The following is a 20410-nucleotide window of genomic DNA, read 5'->3' on the forward strand; positions in this document are numbered from 1 at the left end:
ATCAGGGATGGGACGTGAATGCCTTGGACTTCGGAACACGTCAAATGGCTCGTCGACACCGGCGAACGACTGAAGACCGCCGACGGCAAGGAGGTGGAAGTCTGGGAGTTGCAGCATCAGGACGACGACGATGTGCTCTCCGCATGGGCGAAACACTTCCGGAATCACTACTGCTTTGACAGCGAAATCGATTATTGGCGCAGAGGGTACAAGTGTTCTCGCGGAGAGTATCTCAACACCATAAAGTTCCCGGACCCAAAAGATGCACCAGGACCAAGTATCCGCGCTGGCGACTTTGGAGAAGTGCTGGTTGCCGATTTTCTTGAATACCTACTTGGCTACTGGGTTCCACGCACACGCTACGGTGACAAAACCATTCGGAATGAGTCTACCAAAGGCAGCGACATAATCGGCTTTCATATCGTCAAGGATGGCCAAGCCTCTTCGAAGGATAGGCTGGCAATTTTTGAAGCGAAGGCGCAATTCTCAGGAAAGAAGGCCAAGGCGAGACTTCAAGATGCGGTAGATGGCTCGGCAAAAGACATCGCACGGAAGGCGGAGTCTTTAAATGCCATCAAGCAAAGGCTGCATGGCCGGAATGATCTTAATGATGCCGAAAAAATTGAGCGGTTCCAGAACGAAGTAGATCACCCATACAAGGAAGTTTATGGGGCTGTCGCGCTTTTTGAGAATCCACTTTTTGACGGCCACCTGACATCCTCGACCGATGCCTCGTCTCATCCGCATTCAGGTGACCTTGCGTTAGTGGTTATCAAAGGGGATCAGATGATGGCACTCGTCCACGAGCTCTACAGGAGGGCTGCGGATGAGGCCTGAACAGAAATCCCAACTCCTGCTTGGCGTTACCCGGTCAAAGGCCAAGATGCTCGAGTATGGTGTTCCGGGAGAGCATCACATCAAAATCACCCAAGATCCGGCCAAGCTCTTCACCATCTCGATTGGCTTGCTGGGCGACCTTGCCGCCGCTATCAACCGGGAGGAGCCAGATCCCGGCTCCCTCTCGGAGCTGAGTACCAATCTGCTTTTCTCTGCCCGTTTTTTCGACTCCTACCTCCAATCAAAGCTGAACGAGACACTTGATCCATACCTCGTACTTCTTGGCTCCGCCTCCTATTACCTGTGCGATCTTCCCGGAAGCGCGTCGGTATTGGCGAAGCGTATCGATGGCGACTGCCCGGATCTGGATGGCGATGGTTTGGAAAACCTGTTGCTCTGGTTGTTGCAGGCCGATCTGGGAACCTATTTTGATGGAGCTGAGGGGCCATTCGGCGGATTCATCGACGGGATTTCAAAATGGATTCTCCAGTTTTTCGAGGATGGGAATGGCGAAGATAATCTTCTCGATTTGGCCACGAAGCTGAGGGACGCCGTCTATGAATTCGGTACACCCAGGCAGCTTCTTTTTGGTGATGTGATCGCGGCCGTTCTGAGGAAAAAGCTCGAAAATTCCGCCTGGAAGGCTTTGCCGTCATATTCCGGGCTGCCCCGCGACAAATGGCTCCATGCGCTGCAAAAGGATTCGTTCATCAAGGAACTCTGGCCTGCGCAACACCTCTTGGGCAAGGCTGATGTTCTCAAAGGCAAGTCTGCCATCGTTCAAATGCCCACCAGCGCTGGCAAAACCAAGGCAACGGAACTGATCCTTCGAAGCGCGTTTCTGGCTGACCGCGTAGCACTGGCCATCATCATCGCCCCGTTCAGGGCGCTGTGCCATGAGATCAAGAACAGCCTCGTCGAGGCATTCCACAACGAACCCACCAAGGTGGATGAATTATCCGATGCCCTACAGACCGACTTCGAGATTGCCGAACTCCTGGGGCACCAACAGATCCTGGTTATAACCCCAGAGAAGCTGCTCTACGTCCTTCGGCACGCTCCGGAGCTGGCTGCCCACGTTGGCCTGCTGGTCTTTGATGAAGGCCACCAATTCGACAGCGGCACCCGAGGCATCACATACGAGCTGCTCCTAACATCGCTGCGCTCGATGATTCCCGAAGGTGCCCAGAAGGTGCTGATCTCAGCAGTCATCAGTAATGCCGAGGCTGTCGGAGAATGGCTGAACGGCGAGCCCAATGTCGTCGAAGGCACAACCCTGATTCCCACTTTCAGGTCGGTCGGGTTCGCGAGCTGGCTCGATCAGTTGGGAAGGATCGAGTACGTCGACAGCCGTGACGCCGAACAAAACGAATTTTTCGTTCCGAGGGTGATTGAAAGATTCAATCTCGGGAGGAAGAAGCGGGAAAGGACGGACCGTTTTTTTCCTGAAAAGACTGACGGGCAGGCTATCGCACTTTACCTTGGTCTGAAATTGGTCCCGAATGGCAGTATCGCTGTTTTCTGCGGAAGGAAGTCGACAGCGGCCAGCGTCTGCGAAAAGGCCGTCGATATTATCGAGCGAGGCGCATCCGTGGCCTTGCCGTCAGATTTTTCTGACGCCCAGGAAGTTGAGCGACTGACCCATCTGCACGTCGAGAATCTCGGCGCTGACGCCCCAGCGTCCCAGAGCGCGGCACACGGCATTTTTTCCCATCATGGTAATACACCGCATGGTATCCGACTGGCGGTGGAGCATGCCATGCGCGACGGCCTTGTGCGATTCGTTGTTTGCACATCCACCTTGGCGCAGGGCGTAAACCTTCCGATTCGATACCTCATCGTGACCAGTGTCTACCAGGGCATGGAGCGTATAAAGGTTCGCGATTTCCACAACCTCATTGGTCGAGCGGGTCGCGCCGGGATGCATACCGAAGGCAGTATCCTGTTTGCAGATCCGGTGATCTATGACAAGCGAAAGGCTCGCAGCGACAAATGGCGCTGGGATCAGGTGAAAGAACTTCTGGAGCCGCGCAATTCTGAGCCATGCATCAGCAATCTTCTATCGATCTTCGACCCCATCAAGAGTGATGACGAGAAATACACCATCACCATGGAGGCTCTGGATTTTGCCAAGGCCTATATCGACGATCCTGATGAAGTTGCCAAACTGGCTGCCGGGATAGCCGCACGACATGGAGACAAAGGATTCTCACGAGACGGTGTCGAGCGCCAAGTCGCCTGGAGAGTCAGCCTCATCTGTGCCGTCGAGAGCTTTCTATTATCCCATTGGGAGGAATCGGAGGATGGTCTTTCGGAAGCTGATGTGACCCGCTTGGCCGAAGGGACGCTTGCTTTCTTCCTGGCTGATGAACAGAAAGAGGAACATATCCGAGAGTTGTTTCAGCTTCTCGCTGGGAACATTTCCGCAAACATCACCGATCCATCTCGCCGTAGAATCTACGGCAGGACGCTTTACGGTGTTCAGGATGCCCAAGCCATTGAGGGATGGGTTCATTCCAACGCTGACAGCCTGCTTTCGATTGTTGATGAAACAGAAGCCCTCGATCTTGCCTGGCCATTGCTTACCCGGCATATCAGCGGTGGCGTATTCACCAAGTTCGATAAACCGGAGGTGCTTAAAGAAATCGTGCATGGATGGATCAGTGGGAAGCCCTTCAGCGATCTCCTGAAAATCATCCGTAAGCGAAAAGCCAAGATGATATGGGGCACCCGCCGGAGGGAGTTCAAGATCGATCATGTCGTCGACGTCTGCGAAGGGACGCTCGCTTATGACGGCGCGCTTGTTGTGGGCGCTGTGTGTGAATTCATTGAAACACTCGACCAAGATGGCACCGGCGAGCTGATCAATCGTCTGCAACTTTTTCAAAAGCGCCTGAAATATGGTCTGCCCACGGAAACCACCATTGCCCTTTATGAGCTTGGCTTTTCGGACCGTGTCATCTCTCAGGACCTCGCCGCATCCTTGAACTTGGCAGCGACTCAAAAGAACGATCTCGTGAAGGCGCTGAAACAAGACCGGGACGGAGCCAATGCGGTGATGGAAAAATACCCAAGGTATTTCCAGGAGCGAATAAATGAACTCCTGCAGTAGCTACAGATACTTCTTGAACGTCGCCGCCGCGATGCACACGGCCACCCCCAGCAGCACCGCGCTGGGCAGCAGGATCAGTAACGGGTTCACGCTGACCGGCAGTGCCAGGTAAGTCACCCACGGCAGTACGGCCAGCGGGATCAGGCTGGCCCTGGCGCGGTGATAGATGAACCCCGACTCGCGTCCCGCGCCGAAGCGGCGGATGTCCCGGCGCACCAGGCCGTCCACCAGCCCGACGAAGGCGGCCATCAGGAACAGCGGCAGGGTCAGGCACAGCACCAGCAGCCGCACGAGGAAGACCAGCGTCGTGTAGGCCGCCGCGATCAGGTAGCTTTCCACGTTCACGTAGACCAAGCCGATGTAGTGGCGGAAATCCTTGGTCGGGCGATGGCTGCCGGCGCTGGCCTGCGCCGACGCATCGCGTATCCAGTCCAGCAGGCCGCTTTTCACGAACAGCCAGTCGTAGCCCAGCTCGACCAGCCGGTGCGCGGTGCGCCCCGGCTCCTGCACCAGCGCGCTGCGCGTGAAATGCGTGGAGAGCTGATCCAACTCGTAGTGCAGCATGCCCTGCGCGTGGCGCCAGCCCTGATCGGGCCAGAAGAAGTACATGCCGACGCATTCGATCAGGATGCACAGCAGCAGCGCGCCGCACAGCACGCCGAAGAAGCGGAACGGCAGCGTGACCAGGCCGGCGATCAGGCCTTGCTGTCTTTGCTGCTGGCGCTGGGCCGCGACGGCCGGATCGCTCATGCTTCGGCCTCTTCAGCGGCGGCCATCTGCTTGAAGTCGTCCAGCAGGTCGTCGGGCAGCGCCTTGTCCTGCAGGCCGGGGATGCCTTGGTTCTCCCACCAGTCTCCTGCCTCGACGTAGTGCTGTCGCATGTAGCCGGCCAGCTCCTGCAGATCCTTCGGCATGGCTTCGTCGGGGTCGGGTGCCGGCAACGGCATGCGGACTTTCCAGAGGTTGCCGCCCTCGGTCAGCGCGAAGCACTGGCCCTTGGGCAGCGCCACCACGTGCGCCGGCTCGATCAGCGGCACGCTGTTGCTGCTGATTCGGTCCTGGGTGTTGGACGTGAAGGCGGTATTGCCGTGCGGGTCGGAGCTGTCGGTGGCGCCGCTCATCAGTGCCGTGGCGTACACCTCGACCTTGGGCAGTTGTCGCGTCAGCAACTCGGCGGTGGCGGTCTCGCGCACGCGCAGCATGAACAGGTTGTTGAAGTTGCCGACCACTTGGCCGGCCTTGGCGCGGTTGCCGATGCGCGCCTCGATGTCGCTCAAGGTCTGCGTGTAGGCCGTCACCTGCACGCCGGCACCGCCGCCCTTGTTGACCATCGGGATGAACTCGTCACCCATGAGTTCATTGAATTCGTCGGCGTGGACGTTGATCGGGATCTTGGTGCCCGCCGCGGCGCCGGGCAGCCCGTCGTCGATGCCGAACTTGTAGATGTGGCCGGCGACCGAGACCAGGTCGCTGAACATCGAGTTGCCCACCGCCGCCGCGACTTCGGCGTCGGACAGCGCATCCAGCCCCACGTAGACCACCGCGCGTTTGCGGATGACCTGCATCCAGTCGAAGATCGGCCGCGGGTCGGACAGATCGGAATAGTTCGGTGCGAGCAGTTGCGCGATCTTGCCGGTGGTGAGCTTCTCCAGCAGCGGCAGCAGCGAAGCGACGATCTTGTCGAAGTACGTCCGGTCGTAGCGCACGGCGCTGCGCAGACCGTCGAGCACGGGGTCATAGACGCGCACTTGGGACAGGTACTGTTCGAGGGCCACCACGCGCTTCTCGCGCCCGATCATGTTGCGCGGGATGTTCTTGTCGTTCAGCTTGGCTTCGAGCTGGACGATGACCTCCCAGGCCTTCGGCTCGTTCTTGGCGAAGTAGTGCTGGGCGTACTCGATGAACAGCGCGTCGATGTTGATGACGTGGCGCTGGATCAGCAGGTAGTCCGGCCGCTGTCCCAGTTCCACCAGGGCGCGCGCGATGATGTTGACGAAGCGCCAGGCGAATTCGCGGAACGCGGCGCTGTTACCTTCGCCCGAGAGCTGCCCGGCGATGCGCGTGGCCACCTCGGAGATCCGTCCGAACCGGCCCACGGCGTTGTAGCGCGCCGAGATGTCCGGCCAGCCCAGATGGAACACGTAGAACTCGCCTTCGCGCCCGGCGCGCTTGGCCTCGACGTACATGCGCTTCAACAGGTCCGCATCGCCCTTGGGGTCGAAGACGATCACTACCTCGTGCTCGCCGCGGACCTTGCGGCGGATGTCCTGGGTGATGAACAGCTCGGCCAGCCGCGTCTTGCCCACGCGCGTGGTGCCCAGCACCAGGCTGTGGCCGACGCGCTCGCCCAGCGGCAGGGTGACGTCGACCTCGTGCGGCTCGATGCCATGCAGGCGCGGCAGTCCGCCGACCGGCGGCAGCGGCCGCGCGGGGTTGAGCGGGCTGTCCCAGGCCAGCGCGCGCGCCAGCGTCGAGATGGGAAACGGTGCGAACTCAAGCCGCTCCTCCAGCCGCCGGGCGGCCCGGTAGATCGCCGTCGGCTCGACATAGCGGCGGAACTCCGGCCGGTAGGTCTGCATCAGCCGGTGCGTGTGCCGCTGCTCCCAGCGAAAGCCCCGGCCGACGAACAGCCGTTGCTGACTCACCGGCACGTCGCGGCTGGTCATCACGTAGCGCGGCAGGCGGCGGATGTTGCGGCGATAACGCAGGATCGCCCAGGCATCGCGCAGGCGAATCGCGCCGAAGGTCAGGAAGGCCAGCGCCGAGCCCAAGCCGAGCAGCGGGTTCAGCGCGAGCGACCACGGTGCCACCAGGCACAGAATCGCGGCGCCGGTGCAGACCGCCACGGTGTAAAGCTCCACCGCTGGCCGCAGCAGCACCTCGACCGCGTGCGGTTGGGCCATTTGTGCACCTACTGCTCGACGCCGGTGGACGTGATGAGCACCGGGTAGTGGCGCAGGCCCAGGCGCTGGGCCAGGTCGTCGCCGGAGGCCGGCGAGAGGGTCAGGCCAGGAGCCAGCCTGCGCAGCGCCGTCAGCGCGGCCATCGACTCCACGTTGACCACCAGGCCCACGGCCCCCAGCTCGCGCAGCGCGGCCTGCCGCTGCAGCAGCCAGGCGCGCGAACGCTCGTCGTCGCCGATCAGGAACAGCGCCGTCAGGCCCGGCGCCCGGATGACGCGGCGCTGCACCTCGCCCGGCGACAGTTGCGTCGAGCGCACCGGCAGCATGGCGGCTTCGGCGTCGGCCGCGTTGCCCACGCGCGGGGCTGGCATCGGGGCCGGCGGCGTGGCCTGATCCGGCTGAGGATTCAGCGACTGGTAGTACGGCAGCGTGGAGTCGCCGCCGCGGTCTTCGACGACGATCAGCGGCCCGGAGACGGTCTGGGCGAAGATGGTGGTCGTGGACAGCAGCCCGATGGCGGCGATGAGGACGGTGTGGTTCATGGCGTGGTGGCCTGGAGAGTTGGAACGGGAACGTCGGGGTCGAGCACGCGGGTCAGGTGCCGATGCACACTGCGCCGGTATCGCGCCGCGGGTGCCCCGCCGGCGGGCCGGTGGTAGCGGCCGATGGCAAGCAGCCAGTCCTCGCCCGGCGTGTGCTGTTCGCGCAGGATTTCCGCAGCGATGGCGAGGTTGCGGTACGGGTCCAGCAGCTCGCAGGGCTGCGTGTAGCGATGCGTGTGGTAGCCGAGATTGACTTGGCCAAGGCCGGCGTCGATGCGATTGGCCGGCGTGTGGGCGAGCGCACGGTGCAGCCCCGCGCAGGCCTCGACGCGGGTGGCGTAGCGCTGTGGCGAGCCGGCGACGTTGAGCGTCCACGGCCAGGGGATCAGGCGCCCGCGCAGCATGGCGCCGCTCTCCTGCAAGGCCACCGCGTACAGCACCGCCGCCGGCACGTCTGCACGATGCGCCGCCAGTTGATAGGCCGGCGGCGGGACTTCCCGCGCCAGGGCGGCCAGCGCCCAGCCGACGGTGGTGAGCAGCAGCACGGCGCTGGCGCAGCGGATGGCGACGCGGGACGGCCGACGCTCCCGGCCCGGAGCACCTATTGCCGCTGCCATTGGCCGTTCACCTCGCGCACCACGGCCGGCAGCTCGCCGGGCAGGCCGAGCGACAGCCAGCGCCCCGCATCGTGGTTGAGCGTGATGGTGCGGGCGCGCACCCTGGCCGGGTCGATGCCCGCCTGGGTGGCCCACTGCCGGATGCGCACGTCGTCCTGACGGCTGCCGACCATGTAGAGATCGAAGGCCGTACCGGCCGCCTGCAACTGCTGCACGCGCTGCGCGCACGGTGCGCAGTCGGCCTTGACGAAGACCGCCAGGCGCCCGGAGCCGGTGTTGCCAGCACCCGGCGCTTTGGCACCGGGCAGGCTCACGCGCGGCTGGCCAGGAAACAGGCGCTGCCACGCCGCGTCGTAGGCCCGCTGGTAGGCCAGCGTCTTGCTGACGCGCCGAGCCTCGGCCTGCACCTGCAACTCTGCGTAGCGCCTGCGCTCCTCCTCGCTGCGGGCCTCGATGCCCAGCGCCGTGAGCGGGTCGAGGTTCGGGGAGTAGACGCCGAGCGGCCCCTGCATCAGTTGCCGGTAGCGCGCCCACTCCTCGGGCTGAAGCCCCCACTCCCGCGCCTGCCTCTCGTCGAGCGCCGCCTCGGCGCCCGGCTGCACCTGGGCGGGCACCATGCGCGAGTTCGTCACCGGGGCCGGCTGGGCGGATGCGCCGAAAGCGGCGAACAGGACGACGGCAGCGAACAACGAACGCAGGATCATGGTCAGCCTCCGCCGAGCCGCCTCAAGGAGGCTGAAGCCCCCTCGGGGGGCAGCGAACGAAGTGAGCGTGGGGGTCATGACACCTCCTACGGCACCGCGATGCGCTGCGTCTGGCCGTTCACCTGGAACACGCCCGCCTGCGCCTCGATGGACTGCAGTTGCCAGCCGCCCTCGGCATCGCCCTCACGCAGCAGCCGGGCGCCCGCGAGCGAGGCCGCGGCGGTGGAGGTGATCGACAGAAAGCGCTCGCCTCCCCGCAGCTCCACGCCGAGCACCCGGAACGGCGGCTCCGGCACCTTGGGCTTCGTCGCAACCGGAGCGCGCGCGCGAGCGGCGGATGCCACCTGCCGGGTCTTCTCCAGGCGGGTTTCGATTCCGCTCACGCGCGCCTGCAGCGTCTGCAGGTCGACGGCCAAGGCCCTCGTCTCGTCGGCCTCTTCGAGGCGCGTCATCCGCTCGTCCAGCGCCTGCCGCGCGGTGGCGAATTCGGCCTGGCTGATCGGCGCCGGCCGGCGCTTGTCCGCATCGGCCTGTTGTTCGAGATCGGCCACGCGCAGGACCAGCGCATTGACCTGCGCATCCTGTGCGGTGCTCTGGGTCTGTTCGGCGAGCCGCGACAAGCCGACGCTGTTGATGAGTGCCACGGCACTGATGAGCAGCAGCCAGAAGGCCGCGGAGATCTTGAGCCAGCGCGTGCGGGAATCGCGCTCGGATGACGCTTGGGGAAAGGTCATGGCTGCAGCTCCTCGGGCCGGTCGGCGTCCGGCACGGGCGTGGCGGTGTCGGGCGGGTTGGCGGAAAGGAAGGCGGGAGCACCGCGCCGGCTGAAGCAGACCTGGCGAGTCAAGTCATCGACCGACAGCTCCCAGGCGGGGCCGGCAAGGGTCAGCAAGGCATCGCGCAGCATCAGCGGACCCTGGCGCAGGTGTGCGGCAGGCAGCGGCAGCGCGTAAAGCGTGGCGGCCTCGGCCGCATCGCAGAGCCGGTAGCCCGAGCGCAGGAGCACATGGCGCATGGCGTCGCCCACGCTGGCATCGAGCATGGGCGGAATCGAGACCTCCACCGCCTGCTGCAAGAGATCACGCTGCGCGGGCTCCGGCACCAGCTCGACCAGGGTGTAGCGGCCGTAGCGGGCCACCGGAACGAAACCCGGCTCCGGCGCGACGGCGGTTGGCGATGCGGCCGGCACCGCTGGCGCAGACGGCGCGGCGGTCGTGGCGCAGCCGGCGGCCAACAGGCTGCCGGCCAGCAAGCCAGCGGCGAGGGCCAGGCGGTGAACAGCGCGGATGGATGGTTGCATGGAGGGCGCTTCCCTGGAACACGGAGCGCTCACCATCGCCGCCGCTTGGCCTGCGGGCAGCAAACAAAACGCACTGACGCCCGCCCGAATACATGGCGGGCGGCGCCATGGACTGTCATACGCCCAAGAAAAACGGCCCCGAAGGGCCGTGGAAAGAAGCCGGCGACCCCGAGGGGCCACCGGCATGGGCACATGGATCAGACCGTGACAAGCTGCCGTGCCAGCGCCACCTCTACCGAGTCGCCGTCCTGGTTCAGGACATCGAGTCCGGACTCGGGCACGTCGCCCGACGTGCTCTGCGAGACCATGATCTTCCGGGCCATCAACCCCAGGCAGGTCATCTGCGAGGAGTTGGCATAGCCCAGGTAGATCACGCGCACCGGCTGCTTCTGGCCGATGCGCCATGAGCGCCGGGCGGCCTGCTGCAGCGAATACACGTTGTACCCGCTCTGGAGGAACACGATGGTCGGGAACTCCAGCAGGTCCAGGCCGGTTTTCACCAGCTCGGGATTGGTGATGAGCACGTCGATGCCACGGTCCAACTGCTCGGCGATCCAGTCCTCGCGGCGGGAGGCATCCACGCTCGCGCGCAGTACCGCCACCTTGAAGCCTTCCTGCTCCAGCAGCACCTTCAAACGCGACGTGGTGTCGCGCGTGCCGGTGTAGACCGAATAGACCAGGGTCTTGCGCCCTTCTGCCTTCTCCTGCTTGCAGATCTCGATCAGCTCGCGTTCCTTGGGCATCACCTCCAGCTCGTTGAACTGAGCCGGAACGAACGCCAAGGTGTTGCGCGTGCGCGGATGCACCACCGTTTCCGACCGGAAGCAGCAGTCCGGCCAGGCCAGCAGCACGTTGAGGACTACACCGAGCAGCGTCGTGTCGCGCTTCGCCAGGGCCTGCTTCAGCTCCTGGGTCAGCCGACCCGCCAGATCGCGGTAGGCCGCGGCCTGCGCCGTGTCCATCGCGACTTCGCGGAACTCCTCGTCATAGGGCGGCAGCACGTTGCCACCGATGTCCTTCAACTTGAGGAAGACCGTGAACGGCAGGACGCAACGCAGCACGCCCTTCGGACCGAAGCCCGGCGCCTTGACCGTGCGCACCGATACCTTGGTGCCCTTGGCCGTCTTGTGCGCCGTGCCAGTGCTCTCGGAATAGATGTCCTTCAAGACACCGTGATCGCGCATGAACGCCATTGCGGCCGACGTCATGCTGCCGCTCTTCGTCGGCCGGTAGCCGTCTTCGATCATCCGCCCCGGCAGGGCTCGGAACAGCAGGTGGAACAGGTCGTCGCCGTAGCCGCCCATCAGTGTGCCGGTGAGCAGCAGCGTCTTGCGCGCCTTGGCCGCCAACACCCCCATGGCCTGGCCCTGTGCAGAGCCGCCGTTCTTGTACTCGTGCGCCTCGTCGGCGATGAGCAGGTCGAACGTGCCTTGGGGAAGCTGCCTCTTGATGAACTCGGACGGCTGGTAGCCGCCCTCGCCGAAGCCGAACTCCATGTTGGCCATCGCGCGTTCCATCCGGTGAGCTTGCCGATCCGAGAAGACCAACTCGCCGCGGTCGTCCATCAGGTTGATGAACTCGTGGATGTTGTCCCCGAGCATCGACGCGAGGAAGGCGTCGCCGAACTTCTGCATCAGCTTCTGCGCGGTGACTTCCCCGATGGTTGGAATACGCTTCAGTGCCTTGAGCACGGTCGAGGACTGGTCGCTGGCGGACAGACCTCTGGGACGGATCAACGACCACAGCGGTGCACGGCAGTGGCTGCACTTGCGGCGGGACTCCTCGGCTTCCAGCTCAACCGGGTTGATCGGCTCGCCGTCGAGGTCGGTGATGACATGCCCGCAATCCGGGCAGGCCCCCACGTCGCCGTGAGGCGTGCGCCGCCGAACGAAGGCAGGTTTCCAGTGGAACCCCATCCGCATCCGCACGCGGCCCAGGACGAAGAACTCCTGGCCCTGAGCCGGCACGCCCAACTGCTCGCGCAGTTTCAGCAGCTTGACCAGCGTGTCCGGGCCATTGAGCACCCAGACCTTGGCGCCGGCCACCGTCTCCTGGATTTCGCGCCGCCACTTGTAGACCAGGTGGGGTGGCGAGAGCACCAGGGTGCGGCGGTAGCCTTCGGCATTGAGCACGGCGGCGGTGGCAATACCCACCGTCGTCTTGCCGCAGCCCATCTCGCCATTGACGATCGCGGCGCGTTCGCCACGATCGACCAAAAGCTCGGTGACGGCGTGGACCACATCGGCTTGCGCCGGGAACAGCTTGCGCTTGAGCGCGGCGAGGATCAGTTGCCGATGCACCCGCACCTGGCCGGTGTAGACCGGAGGATTGGCGCGGTTGAGCGAATCGAGCAGCTCGTCGCCGAACTCCGATACGAAGTCCTGCAGGCTGAGGGTGAGGGGTGAAGCGGCCGTTTCGAGCAGGTCGCCCTGCATAGCGGTTTCGGGAACGGTTTCGAGATTGAGGGACATGGTGATGCTCCAAAGCAATGGGGCATGCACCTCCCCAACGGGGCGGTGACATGCCCCTGGGTCGGAAGAAAGAAGCGGCGCGAGGCCGCTGGATGCGGATCAGTATTCGCTGGGCAACAGCAGTGTGGTGACGCTGCGATCCCATTCGGTGATGATCCAGAGCTTCAGGTCGCGCGTGACCTGGTAGGACGAGAACAGACGATCCTCACCGGACTTCAGCGCGGCGTCGTTCTGCCGTCGATCGCTGTCGTCCAGGTCGCCCCAATCGCCATGAAGATGGCGGCGCAGGTACGGCGAGGGGTTGAGCCGGCCCTGTCGGACCAGCTCGTCGACGCCGGCGGTCATGACCACCTGCCCTGGCGAAAAGCGTGCTTGTGACGCGAGGTTGAGGACTGCGAGTGCCATGGTGGTTTCTCCTTCTGGAAGAAGGGGCCACGGCACCCCATCGGGGCGACATGACCCCGGTGGGTGGATGAAAGCGACGGCGAACCGTCAGGGAACAGCGATCAGCGGATGGTCAGCACTTCGCCCCACGTGGGCGAGCCCAGCGTCAAATCCCATGCACGAATGACCGGCACGAACTTGTCGGTGAGGATGCGCGTCTCGGCCACGGAGCCGTCGTCGCGTTCGGTGTACTCCGTCTGGAGGGTCTTCTCCTTGTGGGTATCACCTTTGACGACGAGCACGCGCCCGCTCTTGGACGTCACCACGCCGGAGATCGCGCCTGCGGCCAGGGCCAGGGCGAGATGCCAGTGCGACAAGGCCCGCGCGGGCGGACGCAGCGACTGCTGCGCGGCGCCCAGGTGGGTATCGAGCGCCGGCCAGAGTCCTTGCAGCCGGCCGACTTCATCGGCGAACTGCTCGGGCTCCATCGTCACGCGATAGAAGTGCTCCGGCTCGGCCGGGCTGGCAGGGACGGTGTACGGCAGGAACGGCCATTCAAGCGGCAGCTCCTCGGCTTCGGCGTCGCCCTGTCCGATCTGCAGCAGCAGACCACGTATGGCCTTGACCGACTCCGACGCCTGGTCGCGCTGACGAATCCTGCGACCGAAGATCACCACCTGCTTGAACTGCGTTTCCACCGCACGGTAGATGCGCAGGTCGGCGAAGTGGCGCGTCAGCCATCCGACCAGCTCGGCGTCGAGCACGTAGGACGGCACGATGAAGATCAGCACGCCGCCGTACTGCAGCAGCGGCAGCGCGCGCTGATAGAACAGCTTTTCCAGCCGCGCACGGCCCTGGCCCTGATAGCCGATGTTGCCGTTCACGTCCTTGCTCAGGTCGCCATACGGCGGGTTCAGCCACAGCAGCCCGAAGGACTGGCGCGAGATCAGCGTGTCCATCAGGTCACCGTGGATGCAGCGATCGACCAGTTGCCGTGCGTGGCGGGCACGCTCGGCGTCGTACTCGACGGCGAAGGCCTGGACCTGCTCGCGCCCGAGGGCGTGGGCGGCTTCGGCAATCGCCACGCCTTCGCCGGCGCAGGGATCGAGGATGCACATCGGCCCGTCGGCGGGCGCCAGTGCGGCGAGCGCTCTTTCGAGCGTGGGTTCATCCGTGGGGAAGTAGCCGTTACGAATGAAATTGCGCGCCAGGCGCGGAAACATGAGTGTCATGGATTTCTCCTGGTGATGGATGAGGGAAGGCGGGCACGCGCGGCGCGCATGCCCGTGGGGATGGCTCACGCCACACGCCGAAGCGGTGCGTTCGCGGCCAGTTCGTACTGCGTGGCGCCGAGGGTGCCGTTGCGGATCAGCTCGCCCAACGCCTTCGTCAGCGCCGGGACATCGAGGGCCAGCCGATGGCCTTCCAGCGGCCCGAGGGCCAAGGGAAGACCGGTCAGCATCCGCCGTGTCTGCAACAGCTCCAGCACGGTGTCGCGCCAGTGGTCGAGCAGTGGCAGCGGGCAGGTGTCCTGCACCAGCGTCCACAGCCGGTCGAGCCGGTGAGCGGAATCCCTGGGCAGAAGCGCCAGCGCGCTGGCGTTGGCCTTGTCTGGCTTCACGCAGCGACGATCGAACAGCCACACATTCGTCAGCGAACCGAACAGCGTTCGCCGATAGGCGCGGGTGATGCGCTTTTCCAGGTTCTCGACGTTGCCGACGAAGACCGGGATGGATGCGTCCTGCTCGGTGATGACGTGGAACTGATCCAGTCCCTGTTCATCCCGGCCGAGGGTCAGACGGGCGAGGAATTCCTGGACCGCAGTGTCACGTGCCCAGATGGAGAGAAAGATCAGGTTGCCGTTCTCGTCACCGATGCAGCCGTCGGCCATCAGGTCGGGGCATTCGTCGATGCGATGCAGCGTCTTGGAAGGATGGGTGGCAGGCATGGTGTTGTCCTCGAATGAATCGGAGGCAGCACAGCCCGCCGGGGCTGTGACTGCCCCAGGGGTGGAAGAAAGCGCCGGGAACGGCTTGGCGAAGAGAAAGACCTGTGCGTCGCAACACACCGTAGCCTTGAAGGTCTTGGCTACCTGGGCATGCTGTCGGCAACGCCGACGGACATGAGGGCAGATTGCTTCAGGTGATCAATGAGCCGTAGCGAAAAACCGCTTTGCAGTGTGCCCTTGTTTGCCCGCTTGGCCCCGATGCCCTGAGGAGGGCGGTGGCCAGCAATACCCTCCCTTCAGTTCCCTGTAGCACGGTTCGGCAACCCGGGCGAGACGAAGGCAGACTTCGGCCATTTGCTGCCACACATGGTAGTAGCAGAGTCGTCATTCGAGCGACCGGTGAGATCCGAAACCAGCCCTAGAGCGAGCTGAGGCCAGCGTGGTTCGTAAATCGGCCGGCACTGCGCTCATAAAGTCGATACTCACCAGCTCTGCCGTCAGTGTCGGGCAAAAACCCTCGCGCTTCCGTCAAGCCCGACCAGAAGCGTCTCATAGGGTTGCGGGGTCGAGGTCTCCATGCCGGGCGACCCCTGCGGCATGCCTGGCGTAGCCAGTCCGATTGCCTTTGGGGACTCGGCGAGAAGCCGTCGGATGTCGTCCGCAGGGACGTGCCCCTCGACGGAATAGGAACCTACCTTGGCCGTGTGACACGAGCCGTATTGGTCCGGCATGCCCAGTGCCTTGCGGGCTGCGGGGACATCATCGACGTCTTTCGTCACGACATCGAAGCCGTTCTTTCTCAGGTGCTCGACCCATTTCCCGCAGCACCCGCAGTAAGCGCTCTTGTAGACCTCAACGCGTACGGGCCCCTGCGCAAACGCTGCGCCGCTCACGATCATCAGGCTTGCCACGAGCCCGCCGAGCAAAGTTTTCGTCTTCATGTTCGTCTTCCGGTTGATGGCGTCGAGGCATAGTTTGGCACTTTGAGCCCAACGGGAAGCTGACCTCAAAATTACATTTCCGTCAGACAGCCGGGACCCCGGTCGACTTTGCAGGATCAGGAAGGTGATGAGGCTTCATTGCGAGGCAAGGTGATCGTGAAGCAGGTGACACCTTCAGCGGAGCGCGCAGTGATGTGACCCCCGTGGGCCTGGACGATGGAACGCGTGATCGCAAGTCCGAGCCCTGCGCCTTCACCGCGAGATTCGCGCTGGGCGCTACCGCGATGGAAGCGTTCGAAGATCCGCTCGATCTGATCGGCGGGGATGGGGTCGCCGACATTGCACACGGCGAGACCTACGCCGGCTGCGTCCGCGTCGATCCTGATCGTGATCTGTCCCTCTTTCGGTGTGTGACGAAGCGCATTCGAAATCAGGTTCGACAAGGCGCGCCGCAGCATCAGGCGATCACCCTGAACGCTCGCCTGGCCTTGGCGCACGATGCGGACTTGGCCCTCTTCGGCCAAGGCTTCGTAGAAATCGATCAGCGCATCCGCCTCGAGGGCAAGGTCGACAGGTTCGCCGGCATGCGCGAGGGTGTTCTCCTCGGCCTTGGCGAGAAACAACATGTCGCTGACCATGCGTGCGATGCGCTCGTATTCCTCGAGGTTCGACGCCAGGATGTCCTGATATTCGTCATTCGTGCGTGGCCGCGACAGCGCCACCTGGGTCTGCGTCATCAGGTTCGAGATCGGCGTACGCAGTTCGTGGGCAATGTCCGCCGAATAGTCACCGAGGCGCTGGAAAGCAGCCTCGAGCCGGGCGAGCATGCCATTGAAGGCTTCGATGTGGTCGCGTACCTCCAGCGGTGCATCATCGATGGCGAGACGCTCGGCCAGTTGCCGTGCAGACAGCTTGCGGGCGGTTTCGGTGACCTGGCGCAGCGGGGCGAGGCCACGGTGCGCAGCAAACCAGCCGAAGAGCGCCGCCGCCAATGCTGCGACGACGACGCCCGCCCACGTCGCATTTCGCACCGACGCGAGGAAATGGACGTGATGCGACAGATCGAGTGCGACCAGCGCCTCGATCGACTGGTCCCTCGATTCGAGGGGCGGTAGCGTGATGCTGACCTCAACCCCTCGATGTGGATGCCCGTCGACCGTCCAGTCAGTCAGCCCGCCCGAAAGTCGTTCTCCAGCCCGCTGGGCAGCGGTGAAGTGCTCGGGGTGGATAACGTGGATGACGCGTCCCTCGACGTCGCGAAGCAGGACACCCACACTCTCGTGTCCAACGAAAGAGCGAGCGAGTGCCTGGATGCGTTCCGATCGCCCCCCAGTCGCAGTGTCATCCTGCAGCGCGTTGCGTATGAGTGCGGCCTTGCCCTGCAATTCGTGCAGGTCTAGCTCCTGGAAATGCGCGTCCAGCATGCGGCCAAACAGTACCGCTACCAGCACCAGCAGGCTTGCGGTGAGGGCCGCAAAGAGCGTTGCCAATCGCGCCGTCAGCGAGTGAATACGGATCATCGTTAGCTCGGCTCCATCGCTTCGAGCACGTAGCCCATGCCGCGCACGGTGCGGATCAGCTTGGGCTCGAAGGGGTCGTCGACTTTCACCCGTAGCCTGCGCACTGCGACCTCGATCACGTTGGTGTCACTGTCGAAGTTCATATCCCACACCTGCGAAGCGATCAGGGAGCGCGGCAACACTTCACCTTTGCGGCGCAGCAGCAGTTCCAGCAGGGCAAACTCCTTGGCGGTCAGATCGATACGCTGCCCGCATCGCGTCACCCTGCGGCGAAGCAGATCGAGTTCCAGGTTTGCCGAGCGCAGGATCTCCGGTTCATGACCCCGTCCCCTGCGCAGCAGGGTGCGGACCCGCGCGAGAAACTCGGAAAACGCGAAGGGCTTGACCAGGTAATCGTCGGCGCCGAGCTCAAGACCACGGACCCGATCCTCAACTTGGTCACGGGCAGTCAGAAACAACACGGGGGTCTCACGACTGCTGCGACGCAGTGTTTGCAGGATGCCCCAGCCGTCCAGCGACGGAAGCATCACATCCAGCACGATGAGGTCGTAATCGCCATTGAGTGCGAGGTGGAGCCCATCGAGGCCATCTCTTGCAAGGTCGACGACGAACCCGGCTTCGGTGAGCCCCTGGCGGAGGTAGTCGCCGGTCTTCACTTCGTCTTCGACGATCAGAATTTTCATTGTTTCGCTCCTACGCGCTTCGTGCTGACTGTGCCCGATTTTGCGCCCGGGGTGCTGGATAACCCCCGGGCTTACAGAAATGTAATTTCCAGGTCAGGCCAACGACAGGCAGGCGGGCGCAAGATGCTCTGCGTGGCACAGCGTTCCGTACCGCGACGGAACCCCGCAAACAATGGGAGATCGATCATGAAACTGCGTTTGTACCGTCTCGCCGGGCTCATGCCCGTCGTCGCTCTGGCTGCAGCCCTGCATGGCAGCCCGGTCGTCGCTCAGACGACCGATCCGGCGCAGGCCTGGCCGCCCGCAGCGAGTGTCCCCGCGCTTCAGGAACGTATGAAGTCGATCCGTGCCGAGACCAACCCGGAACGTCGCATGGCCCTGATGGAAGAGCAGGTCAAGGCCCTGGAGGCTGCATCGCAGGGCACCCCCGCTGGTTGCCCGATGATGGGGGGGCAGATGGGGGCTGGTCCGATGATGAAGGGTAGTGGCCCTGGACCCGGGGCTGGACCCATGGGCGGCATGATGATGGATCCCAAGCTCATGCAGGAGCACATGAAGATGATGCAAGAGCACATGGGCATGATGCAGAACATGATGAAGATGCACCCGGCCGCCAAGCCGGCGATGCCCAACTGAGCATTGAGACGCGGAGCGGCGAGTTCGTCGGTCGCTCTGCGTCCGGTTCAACACAAGACCAACAAAGAGACATTCCCCATGCAGAGACGAATCATCCACCTCGGTGGAGGATTGGCCGTCGCCGTGGCGCTCGTGTCGGGCGCGCAGGCCGAGTCCTCCTCGCCATCAAGCCCCGCTGACCCCGCGCTCGGCGCGACCCAGACTGCCCCAGCGAGTGAGCAACCCAAGCCTCAGCCCCTTCCGGTCTATCGCTCGCCCCTGAACGAATATCGGCCCTACCGTGTCGATGAGCCCTTGCGGTCGTGGAAGGATGCCAACGACGAGGCTGGACGTCTCGGCGGGCACATGGGCCACCTCACGCCGACTTCGAAAGGGGGCGAGCGATGAGAGCCAGTCTCCCCATATCCTTGCTGGCCGCCACCGTGCTGACCGGGTGCGCCAGCGTTGCGATCGATGAGAACTTCGCTGAGGTCGAGCGCTTTGCGCGCGAGCAGACGGGTAGCGAGGTGCGCTGGCTGCGCTCGGACCCTGAGCGCGAGGCGATGCGCGCCGAGGTCGATCGCCTGCTCGCACAGCCGCTGGCGATCGACGACGCGGTGCGCATCGCGCTGGGCTACAGCCCGGCGTTCCAGTCCCTGCTGGCGGAAGCCGCCGTGGCCTCGGCGGATGCGACCGGTTCGGCCCGCATCGGCAATCCGGTGTTCACCTTCGAGCGGTTGTTTCGCTCGGGCGCCGAGGGGCGCGAACTCGACATCGGCCGTTCGCTCGGCATCTCGCTGTTCGACCTGCTGTTTCTGCCCGCGCGGCTGGAGCAGGCCGAGTTCCGCCAGCAGCAGACCCGGCTGCAGTCCTCGATTGCGCTGTTGAGCACCGTCACTGAAGTGCGCCAGGCCTGGGTCGATGCGGTCGCGGCGCGACAGGTCGCGCGCTACCGCGAGGAGGTGGCCACGGCCGCCGGGACCGCTGCCGAGCTCGCCCGTCGGATGCAGGCCACCGGCAACTTCAGCCGCCTGCAGCGCGCGCGCGAACAGGCGCTCGCCGCCGAGGAAACGGCCAACCTGATCCGCGCCCGCCAGAACGCCACCGCCGCACGCGAAACCCTGATCCAGCGTCTGGGCCTCACTCCGAGCCAGGCGCAGGCGCTGCGTCTGCCCGATCAGTTGCCGGCCTTGCCCGAGGCGCCGATGGACGAAGCCACCGCCGGTGCGGCGTTGCTGGAGAACCGGCTCGACGTGCGCATCGCCCGCACCGATCTCGACCGGACGGCGAAGAGCCTGGGCCTCACGCGGGTCACCAGCGTCGTCAATGGCCTGCATGTGGCCGGCGTGCGCAACAGCGAGACCGGCGAATCGACCCAGCGCGGCTTCGAGCTCGAGCTGCCCTTGCCGCTGTTCGACCTCGGCGACGCGGCGCGCGCCGGCGGCGAGGCCCGCTATCTCGCGGCCTTCAATCGCACGCTCGAGCTTGCCAGTAACGCCAGCTCCCAGGTCCGGGTAGCCTACGAGGGCTATCGCAGTGCATACGATCTCGCGCGCCACTACCGCAACGAGGTGGTCCCGCTGCGTCAGAACATCACCGAAGAGTCGGTGCTCCAGTACAACGGGATGCTGATCGGCGTGTTCGAGCTGCTTGCCGCCGCGCGCGCGCAGTCGGCGAGCGTGGTGCAGGCGATCGAGGCCGAACGCGACTTCTGGCGCGCCGAGGCTGGGCTCAAGGCCAGCCTGCTCGGCCAGCCGATCGCGCCGCTCAGCCTTCAATCAAGCGCATCACCGGCGCAAGCCGGTGGTGGCCACTGACCTATCCGGAGACGAT

18 protein-coding genes are annotated in these 20410 nt (G+C 64.2%); 4 read left to right on the top strand and 14 right to left on the bottom strand.

The annotated features are described in order from the left end of the window. Positions 1–18 precede the first annotated feature (18 nt). Together CJ010_RS23235 and CJ010_RS23240 are read left to right on the top strand one after the other, a co-directional pair. The gene (locus CJ010_RS23235; protein WP_141020252.1) at positions 19–837 is read left to right on the top strand and encodes a Hachiman antiphage defense system protein HamA; all 819 of its coding nucleotides are present in this window, start codon (positions 19–21) and stop codon (positions 835–837) included. Further along, entirely contained in the window at positions 827–3949 is a 3123-nt protein-coding gene (locus CJ010_RS23240; protein WP_141020253.1) for a DEAD/DEAH box helicase, read from the top strand. Before CJ010_RS23235 ends, CJ010_RS23240 begins: the two co-directional genes overlap by 11 nt. Here the strand turns inward: CJ010_RS23240 and CJ010_RS23245 are convergent, their stop codons facing one another. From CJ010_RS23245 to CJ010_RS23310, 14 genes are all read right to left on the bottom strand, one after another. Then, positions 3950–4699, bottom strand: a complete 750-nt coding sequence (locus tag CJ010_RS23245; protein ID WP_141020254.1) for a TIGR03747 family integrating conjugative element membrane protein — start codon at positions 4697–4699, stop codon at positions 3950–3952. Next, entirely contained in the window at positions 4696–6852 is a 2157-nt protein-coding gene (gene traD, locus CJ010_RS23250; protein WP_141020255.1) for a type IV conjugative transfer system coupling protein TraD, read from the bottom strand. The genes CJ010_RS23245 and traD overlap by 4 nt, the downstream gene beginning before the upstream one ends. Positions 6853–6860: 8 nt before the next feature. Further along, positions 6861–7394 (bottom strand): integrating conjugative element protein, encoded by a 534-nt coding sequence (locus tag CJ010_RS23255; protein WP_141020256.1) that lies wholly within the window; start codon positions 7392–7394, stop codon positions 6861–6863. After that, positions 7391–8011, bottom strand: a complete 621-nt coding sequence (locus CJ010_RS23260; protein ID WP_141020257.1) for a lytic transglycosylase domain-containing protein — start codon at positions 8009–8011, stop codon at positions 7391–7393. The genes CJ010_RS23255 and CJ010_RS23260 overlap by 4 nt, the downstream gene beginning before the upstream one ends. Beyond that, positions 7996–8715, bottom strand: coding sequence for a TIGR03759 family integrating conjugative element protein (locus CJ010_RS23265; RefSeq protein WP_141020258.1), 720 nt, complete (start codon positions 8713–8715; stop codon positions 7996–7998). The genes CJ010_RS23260 and CJ010_RS23265 overlap by 16 nt, the downstream gene beginning before the upstream one ends. A gap of 86 nt (positions 8716–8801) precedes the next feature. Further along, positions 8802–9449 (bottom strand): hypothetical protein, encoded by a 648-nt coding sequence (locus CJ010_RS23270; protein WP_003294122.1) that lies wholly within the window; start codon positions 9447–9449, stop codon positions 8802–8804. After that, complete coding sequence (locus CJ010_RS23275) at positions 9446–10015, bottom strand: PilL N-terminal domain-containing protein (RefSeq protein WP_168225012.1); 570 nt, start codon at positions 10013–10015, stop codon at positions 9446–9448. The genes CJ010_RS23270 and CJ010_RS23275 overlap by 4 nt, the downstream gene beginning before the upstream one ends. Positions 10016–10212: 197 nt before the next feature. Next, the gene (locus CJ010_RS23280) at positions 10213–12486 is read right to left on the bottom strand and encodes a helicase-related protein (RefSeq protein ID WP_168225013.1); all 2274 of its coding nucleotides are present in this window, start codon (positions 12484–12486) and stop codon (positions 10213–10215) included. A gap of 99 nt (positions 12487–12585) precedes the next feature. Beyond that, the gene (locus tag CJ010_RS23285; protein WP_023124349.1) at positions 12586–12891 is read right to left on the bottom strand and encodes a hypothetical protein; all 306 of its coding nucleotides are present in this window, start codon (positions 12889–12891) and stop codon (positions 12586–12588) included. A gap of 101 nt (positions 12892–12992) precedes the next feature. Beyond that, positions 12993–14102 carry a DUF6094 domain-containing protein gene (locus tag CJ010_RS23290; RefSeq protein WP_034050601.1) on the bottom strand — a complete coding sequence of 370 codons (1110 nt, stop codon included), beginning with the start codon at positions 14100–14102 and terminating at the stop codon, positions 12993–12995. Positions 14103–14167: 65 nt separating this feature from the next. Further along, entirely contained in the window at positions 14168–14818 is a 651-nt protein-coding gene (locus CJ010_RS23295; RefSeq protein ID WP_034050599.1) for a hypothetical protein, read from the bottom strand. Positions 14819–15315: 497 nt separating this feature from the next. Further along, positions 15316–15759 (bottom strand): DUF411 domain-containing protein, encoded by a 444-nt coding sequence (locus CJ010_RS23300; protein ID WP_002943438.1) that lies wholly within the window; start codon positions 15757–15759, stop codon positions 15316–15318. A gap of 116 nt (positions 15760–15875) precedes the next feature. Then, the gene (locus CJ010_RS23305) at positions 15876–17279 is read right to left on the bottom strand and encodes a heavy metal sensor histidine kinase (protein WP_043742053.1); all 1404 of its coding nucleotides are present in this window, start codon (positions 17277–17279) and stop codon (positions 15876–15878) included. 2 nt (positions 17280–17281) lie between these two features. Next, a complete protein-coding gene (locus CJ010_RS23310; protein ID WP_141020261.1) occupies positions 17282–17962 on the bottom strand; it encodes a heavy metal response regulator transcription factor in 681 nt (226 codons plus the stop codon). A 186-nt stretch (positions 17963–18148) separates the two neighbouring features. Between CJ010_RS23310 and CJ010_RS23315 the strand changes: the two genes are divergently transcribed. Then, positions 18149–18598: a hypothetical protein gene (locus CJ010_RS23315; protein WP_002943433.1), complete on the top strand. Its 450-nt coding sequence runs from the start codon at positions 18149–18151 to the stop codon at positions 18596–18598. A 383-nt stretch (positions 18599–18981) separates the two neighbouring features. After that, positions 18982–20394, top strand: a complete 1413-nt coding sequence (locus tag CJ010_RS23325; protein ID WP_075146731.1) for a TolC family protein — start codon at positions 18982–18984, stop codon at positions 20392–20394. Positions 20395–20410 lie beyond the last annotated feature (16 nt).

The sequence above is a fragment of the Azoarcus sp. DD4 genome (genome assembly GCF_006496635.1).
GTDB lineage: Bacteria > Pseudomonadota > Gammaproteobacteria > Burkholderiales > Rhodocyclaceae > Azoarcus.